The sequence below is a fragment of the Vibrio sp. OPT41 genome, assembly GCF_015163595.1.
Lineage (GTDB): Bacteria > Pseudomonadota > Gammaproteobacteria > Enterobacterales > Vibrionaceae > Vibrio > Vibrio alginolyticus.
This window is the reverse complement of record NZ_JADDYH010000109.1, coordinates 1-208: the sequence shown is the minus strand read 5'-3', so window position 1 is coordinate 208 and position 208 is coordinate 1. Positions and strand designations below refer to the sequence as shown.

At 49.0% G+C, this 208-nt stretch carries 1 protein-coding gene; it reads left to right on the top strand.

The annotated features are described in order from the left end of the window. Positions 1-208: hypothetical protein (locus tag IQP38_RS26100; RefSeq protein ID WP_193838158.1), on the top strand; the 208-nt coding region annotated here is incomplete at both ends.

Sequence of the window (208 nt, the reverse complement as noted above, 5' to 3'; positions counted from 1 at the left end):
ATGCGTTCATGTCGGGTTCTTTCAGCACAACTGAAGGCTCGGACAGCGTTGTTAAATACCAGCTTGATGCAACAGCAGATCCAGTAGCAGGGTTAACCTCTCACGGTGAGCCTGTCGTACTTGCTGAGACAACAAATGGTGATGGCAGCTTTACTTACACTGCCACAGCAGATGGCAATGCCGTATTTGAATTGGTGGTGAAGCCAGA